We start from the raw sequence: 6,794 nt of genomic DNA on the forward strand, positions 1-6,794 counted from the left end.
GTCTTCCGCATCCTTCGCGTCTCTCGCGTCCGCGTCCTTTACAGCCCTCGCGTCTCCTCCACACCCGCATTCCCACGCCCTTAACGAATCCCGCGCTCCCTCAACATCCGTGCCCCCTCGCGGGCCCAGTCCCCGCGCCCTCACGATCTCAGAGATCCCTGCGCCTCCCTCACATCCGCAGTTCCCGGCAACCTCCAAGACCTACGCGACCCTCACAACTCCCTCAACATCCACGCCCCCACGTTCCCCGCGTTCCGTGTTCCCCACTGCGCTCGCAATCTCCGAAAGTCTCGTCAGTCCGCAGTCCCTCCACACCCGCCGCCCACGCGCTCTCAGAGATCTCTGCGGCTCCCTAACATCCGCAATCCCCAACATCCAAGGCCCACGCGACCCTCACAACCCGCTCAAATCCACGCGCTCCGCGTCTCGTACGGTCCCATCCATCGCGTCTTCCGCATCCTTCGCGTCTCTCGCGTCCGCGTCCTTTACAGCCCTCGCGTCTCCTCCACACCCGCATTCCCACGCCCTTAACGAATCCCGCGCTCCCTCAACATCCGTGCCCCCTCGCGGGCCCCGCGTCCTCCAAGACCCGGCGGCTCTTGGGGGCGTTCGCGGCTGGGGGCGCGGCTTCTGGGGCTTCGCGGTAGGCGTTGCGGGCGTTAGATCTTTGTCTTGGTTCTGCGGGACCCTCGCGTTCACGCCCAGGTCCTTCCACTGCGGTACGGTCACGCCGGAGTGTGTGATGCAGGTCACCTTCGGGTGAGTGAACCAGGCATACCGCTGTACGCATCCCTTCTCCTACACGATGTGCACCGAAAGGAATCCACCATGGTCCGCCGGGTGATCGCCTGCGCGGTGGCGGGGACTGCCGCCGCCCTCTCCCTCACCGGTTGCCTGGGCGACGACGACCCGAAGGCGGCGCCCCCGGCTCCGTCCGGGGCGCCCAGCACCGCGCCGAGCCAGACCACGCCTACCGACACCGCGCCGACCGGCGCACCCGCCGGCGCACCGGCCGGATGGAAGACGGTCGGGGGTCCGGAGAACGGTGTCCGCATGTCCATCCCGGACGGCTGGCAGGAGATCGACCTCACCAGCGGCGAGGCCGAGGAGGGCCTCAAGAGGCTCGGTTTGCAGGGCGCCAACGAGCAGTTGCTCCGCCAGACCTTCACGATGCTGGAGCAGCAGAAGGCCGTCTACGCCGTCGAGACCGAGTCGGCGCAGCGGGGCTATGCGACCAATGTCAACGCGCTGTGCACGCCGTCCCCGGCCACGTCCGTCCAGGCGCTGGAGAACGGCACGCGCCTCGGCATGTCCCAGCTGGGCGCGCAGAACGTGGAGATCACCCAGACCACCGTCGCGGGCCGGCCCGGGATCCGCACCACCTATACGCTCCGGTCGGCCGCCGGGACGCTCACGGGCCGGCAGGTCCAGGTCGGCGACGGTGACCGCGCCTGCTCGCTGACCGTCACGGCCAAGGACGGCGCCATGCCCTCGAACGCCGACCAGATCGCCGGCACCCTCGAACTCCTCTAGATCGTCATCGCAAGGACGAGCCGGCCGGAGGCCCGACCGGCTCGTCGTTGTGCGTGCCTTGTGGGAGCGGGTCTGCGGTCACACGCCCCAGTCGGGACGCAGCGGCATGTGGCTGCCGCCGTTGTCGTCCAGCTTGACGCCGAGCGTCTGGTGCAGCTGGATCCAGTTCTGCTCGAAGCCGAGCACGCAGCCCGCCATGTAGACGCGCCAGACGCGGGCGGTGCCCTCGCCGACCTCGGCGACCGCCTCGTCCCAGTGCTCGTCGAGGTTGCGGCACCATCCGGTGAGCGTGCGCGCGTAATGCTCGCGCAGGTTCTCCTGGTGGCGGATCTCGAACCCGGCGTCGTTCATCTGCGTCTGGACGTAGCCGGGGCCTTCGAGCTCACCGTCCGGGAACACGTACCGGTTGATGAACCCGCTCTGCTTTATCGACGGGGCAAGGTTGTCCGGACGGGTGATGGTGTGGTTCAGCATCCGCCCGCCCTTCTTGAGCTTTCCGTGCAGGAACGAGAAGTAGGACGGGAGGTTGGCCTTGCCGATGTGCTCGGTGAGGCCGATGGAGCTGATCGCGTCGAAGCCCGTCTCGGCCACGTCGCGGTAGTCCATGTGACGAACCTCGGCGAGATCCGACAGGCCCCGGTCGGCGATGGCCTTCTGCGCCCACTCGGCCTGCTGCTTGGACAGCGTCACCCCGAGGGCCTTGACGCCGTACTCCTTCGCGGCGTGCATGACCATGCCGCCCCAGCCGCAGCCCACGTCCAGCAGCCGCATGCCGGGCTTCAGCCCGATCTTCTTGGCCACCAGGTCGTGCTTGTGGAACTGCGCCTCCTCCAGTGTCGCGTCCTCGCGGGGGTAGCACGCGCACGTGTAGGCCATCGACGGGCCGAGGACCCACTCGTAGAAGGTGTTCGAAACGTCGTAGTGGTGCGAGATGGCCTTCGCGTCGCGTCGCTTGGAGTGGCGCAGCCACGTCGGGACGCGGCTGAACGGGGCCTCCTGCGGCGGCGGGTCGAGCCGGCGGGAGATCGCGGCGCGCAGCAGCGGGTCGCCCAGCACGCCGCGGATGATCCGCGCCTTGTCCCGCGGTGTCACGTCACTGAGCACCTGCTGCATCGTCGTGAGCGCCGTGACCATCTCGCCGCTCACGTCGATCATGCCGCTGACGTAGGCGCGGGCCAGGCCCAGCGCCCCAGGCGAGTGCACGAGGTAGGACACCGCGTACGGCGACCGGACGTCGAACCGGATGTCGGCGCCGGGCACCCCCGCCCGCGATCCGTCGTACGCCACGAACTCCACTGGCGCCTCAGCCCCGGCGAGTTGCTCGAAGACCCTGGCCAGCGTCATCTTGATCCCTCCTGTCTCTCCGCCCCGGCCGGGCGGTGATGCCGGACCACCGGCCTGCCGGGCCACCCCCGAAACGGCGGACGCCTGGTCAGCGTCCGCGCACGCACTTGTCGTAGAGGTCGAGCAGCCGCTCGCCTGGATCGTAGATCCCCTTGAGCCGCCGGTAGGTCTCCCCGTCGTAGTACCGCCAGAACTCGTCCCTGCCGTAAAAAGCGGTCGAGTAGAGAGACTTGTGCCCGTCAAGGGCCGCGACTTTACGTTCGATGAGCCGGTTGTGGTACTCGGGGATCTGCCCCGGGGGCAGCCGGACGGTCCCCCAGAATCCCACGTTCACGTACGGGCGGCCCACGTCCAGCGGGTATAGCGGCCACCGCTCCTTCGCGCGCAGCGGGCACAGCCAGATCGGGCTCATGCCGACCTTGTCGTGGAAGAACTCCAGGAACTCCGGCAGCCGCTCGGTCGGCACCTCGATGTCCTGGATGACGTCCTCGCGCGGCCGCAGCCCGCGCCACCGGTCCACGCGCGCCACGATGTGGTAGCGCCGGTCGTAGGCGACGAGCTTGCGGTACACGTCGGACCGCTTGGCCTTGTCGGGCCACAGCCGCCGAACGGCCGGGTTCTGCACGCCGAACGCGCCCGAGCACCAGAACCAGTCGGTGTCCCAGCGCCAGATGTAGTCGCGGATCGTCAGGAAGTCGACGGACCGTTCCCGGATCGACCTGTAGTAGATCCCTTGGCCCGTGTAGTCGGACGTGTACGGGGCCTCGTCGGCGAAGAAGCCGAGGCTGATGTACTGCTCGCCCGCGCCGAAGACCGTCCCGTCCATGAAGTCGACGGCCTCGCCCTCGAACTCCCCGGACTCGGTGATCTCGGCCATCACCCGCGCCAGCTCGGCCGCGTCGGTGAACCGCACGTGCCTCAGCCGGACGTACGGCCTGACCCGCCTGAGCTCGATCTTGAGCCGCAGGCTGTAGCCGAGTGTCCCGTAGGAGTTGGGGAACCCGAAGAACAGGTCGGCGTGCTCGTTGTCGCGGGTGGCCGTGACGATCTCGCCGCCGCCGGTCAGCACCTCCATCTCCAGCACGGACTCGTGCGGGAGACCGTCCCGGAACGACGTCGACTCGATGCCGAGCCCCGTGACCGCGCCGCCCAGCGTGATCGTCTTGAGCTGCGGCACGACCGTCGGCATCAGCCCGTGCGGAAGGGTGGCGTCGACGAGGTCCTCATACGTCGTCATGCCCTGGACCTGCGCGGTCCGCTCGTCGGCGTCCACGCTCAGCACGCGGTCGAACCCCGACACGTCGAGGCCGGGCGCCGCCGAGGGGTCCCGCCACCGGAACAGGTTCGAGGTCTTCTTCGCCAACCGCACCGGCGTGCCCGCCGGGATCGCGTCGTAGGACCTCCTGAGCGCCTCCACCGCCCGCTGGTGATCGCCCTTGATCGCAAGCTCCGTCATCTGCCCCTCCCGAACACAGTAAATCGATCATCCCATGTACGGTCCATGTAACCCGGACGTTAGGGTCATCACAGGTAGGGAAGGGAATAAAGCAACATGCATCTCCGTGCGGCCTCCTCCGGGTGGCGACGGCGCCGCGAGAAGGCGGCCACGTCAACTTTCCCCGGTGGCGCACGGTGACAAACCCGTCTGCCCGGACGAGCGGGGCTACTCCTTCACCAGGCGCAGGATCCAGGGGTAGCGGAACGTCTGCCCGGTCAGCGCGAACAGCGCCGCGATCACCGACAGGATCCACGCCACCGCGTACAGCATCCCCCCGACGCCGAACGTGACGATCGTGACGAGCAGCAGCGTGATGTGGAAGTTCACCGCCTCCCTCGCCTGCCGCCGGACGTACTCCGACCGCTTCCCGCTCACCAGCATCAGCACCAGGGGCCCGACGAACAGCGTCGGCACCGCGATCGCGTGCGCCGCCGCCGCGAGCATCCGGTCCTCCCCCGTCTGCGGCGGCGCGTCGACGCCGTGCGCGACCGCGCCCGGGACCGGCGCCAGGTCCCTCGTCACCGACGCCAGGTCGTTGCGCGTCTTGGCCGTCATGGCCAGATGCATGCGCAGGTCGAACTCGTCATGGTCCAGCCGGCCCTCGGCGTACGCGTCCTGAAGCCGCTCGATGGCCGGTTCACGCTCGGCGTCCGAGACCCGCAGATCCCCCACCGCGTAGCTGCTGCTCTCCATACCCTCATGGTGCGCGCCGCGCCGGGACGCGACCATCCGGGATGACCCTGAGACGCCCCTGAGATCGGCGCTGGACGTACTTTCAGCGCTGGACGTACTTCTTGCCGGGCGTCAGCCGTCCGCCGAACAGCTCCGTCACCGTCACGAACACGAACCCCCTGGCCGCCAGCCGGTCGATGATCCGCGGCACCGCCGCCACCGTCGTCGGATGGATGTCATGCATCAGCACCACGTTCCCGGGCGCCGCCGCCTTCATCACCCGCCGCTCCACGGACCGGCTGTTGCGGACCGCCCAGTCCAGCGGGTCGACCGTCCACAGGATCTGCGCCATGTTCATCCGGCGCGTGATCGACGTCAGCCGCCTGCTCGTCGACCCGTACGGCGGACGCAGCAGCACCGGCGTCACCCCGGACGCCCGCTGGACCGCCTCCTGCGTCCTGGTCAGCTCCGACATGACCTTCTCCTCGGACGCGCGTCCGAGGTCGGCGTGCGTGTAGCTGTGGTTCGCGATCTCGTGCCCGGCCTCGACCTCGCGCCGCACGAGCTCCGGATGCTCCGCCGCGTTCTGCCCGATCAGGAAGAACGTCGCCCGGACGCGGCGCGCCGCGAGTATGTCGAGCAGCGTCGCGGTGCTCTCCGTCGGACCGTCGTCGAACGTCAGGGCCACGCACTTGGCCCGCGCGCAGTCGACGGGCAACGGCGCCCTGACCGGGGCGGACGGTTTGGCCGCCCCGCTCCCGGCCGCCGGCCGCTTGCCCGCCTTCGGCGCCGGACCGGTGCTCGCCGAGGCGGTGAGCCCGCCCCCGGCACCGTAGGACAGCGTGCTCAGCCATCCGCTCACCGCGACCGCGAGCACGCCCGCGGCGACCCGCCGGACCAGATCCGGCCCGTCCATCAGCACCCCCGCTGCCGTTTCCCCAGGGTGCGCCAGTCTAGGGGCCGGTCCCGCGCCCGCCGGGGACGCCGTCCCTGTGTCGGGAACCCGCCGGCGGCTCACGATCGTTATTGTCGTACACCACAAGCGGCCCCGGAACGGTTCCGGGGCGCCATCAGACGACGGGGACGGGCGATGAGGTTCCGGGACCGATTCGGCATCCGCAAGAACCGGGGCACCACGGTGACGAAGCTCGACCGCGAGGCGACCGACGACGACATCGAGGCGCTGATCGCCTTCTCCCGCGCCCGCCGCGGCGTGGAGTTCTTCGTCGAGCCGGAGACCTTCGCCACCGACACCACCGCGGTGGCCGTGGCCCACGACGGCGAGTGGACCCGCCGCCGCGTCGGCTCGCCCAAGGTCATCGGCAAGGTCGCCCGTGACCTGGGCCTTCCGGTCTACGACGTCCAGATCGTCGGCTACCCGCCGCGCATGCGCGCCTGGAACGAGCGCAACCGCGAACGCCGCATCGACCCCGGCACCCCGGGCCAGGCCGTGGCCCCCTGACCTGCCCCCGGGCCCCGACTGCCCGCTCGAACCGACCGATCAGGAGGGCTGGCCGCCCGGCTGACCGAGCGGGCGGGCCGACTGCTCGCTCGGACCGACTGACCGACCGGCCGCTCGGACCGACTGCCCGCCCCGACCGGCCGGGCGGGCGGGCCGACTACCCGCTCGGACCAACTGGCCGACCGGGCCGACCGGGCGCTCGGACCGACCGGGAGGGCTCGGCGAGCACCGGTCCGGCGCCGAAGGCGGGCAAGCGGCCGGCGGCCGGGAGCGGGGCGGCCAAAC

The 6,794-nt window shown here is 70.0% G+C and carries 6 protein-coding genes; 2 read left to right on the forward strand and 4 right to left on the reverse strand.

Annotated features, from left to right (window positions below; translation table 11 throughout):
- The first annotated feature begins 828 nt into the window (after positions 1–828).
- The gene (locus E1298_RS42225) at positions 829–1,533 is read left to right on the forward strand and encodes a hypothetical protein (RefSeq protein WP_131903004.1); all 705 of its coding nucleotides are present in this window, start codon (positions 829–831) and stop codon (positions 1,531–1,533) included.
- Positions 1,534–1,611: 78 nt separating this feature from the next.
- Here the strand turns inward: E1298_RS42225 and E1298_RS42230 are convergent, their stop codons facing one another.
- From E1298_RS42230 to E1298_RS42245, 4 genes are all read right to left on the reverse strand, one after another.
- The gene (locus tag E1298_RS42230) at positions 1,612–2,877 is read right to left on the reverse strand and encodes a class I SAM-dependent methyltransferase (RefSeq protein WP_131903005.1); all 1,266 of its coding nucleotides are present in this window, start codon (positions 2,875–2,877) and stop codon (positions 1,612–1,614) included.
- 88 nt (positions 2,878–2,965) lie between these two features.
- Positions 2,966–4,333 carry an FAD-binding oxidoreductase gene (locus E1298_RS42235; protein ID WP_131903006.1) on the reverse strand — a complete coding sequence of 456 codons (1,368 nt, stop codon included), beginning with the start codon at positions 4,331–4,333 and terminating at the stop codon, positions 2,966–2,968.
- Positions 4,334–4,540: 207 nt separating this feature from the next.
- Entirely contained in the window at positions 4,541–5,068 is a 528-nt protein-coding gene (locus E1298_RS42240; protein ID WP_131903007.1) for a DUF1707 and DUF4870 domain-containing protein, read from the reverse strand.
- 82 nt (positions 5,069–5,150) lie between these two features.
- Positions 5,151–5,963, reverse strand: coding sequence for a polysaccharide deacetylase family protein (locus E1298_RS42245; RefSeq protein ID WP_131903008.1), 813 nt, complete (start codon positions 5,961–5,963; stop codon positions 5,151–5,153).
- A gap of 174 nt (positions 5,964–6,137) precedes the next feature.
- Here E1298_RS42245 and E1298_RS42250 point away from each other — a divergent pair, with 174 nt between their 5' ends.
- Complete coding sequence (locus E1298_RS42250; protein ID WP_131903009.1) at positions 6,138–6,509, forward strand: hypothetical protein; 372 nt, start codon at positions 6,138–6,140, stop codon at positions 6,507–6,509.
- The last annotated feature ends 285 nt before the right edge of the window (positions 6,510–6,794 follow it).

It is taken from the genome of Actinomadura rubrisoli (genome assembly GCF_004349215.1).
Taxonomy (GTDB): Bacteria; Actinomycetota; Actinomycetes; order Streptosporangiales; family Streptosporangiaceae; genus Spirillospora; species Spirillospora rubrisoli.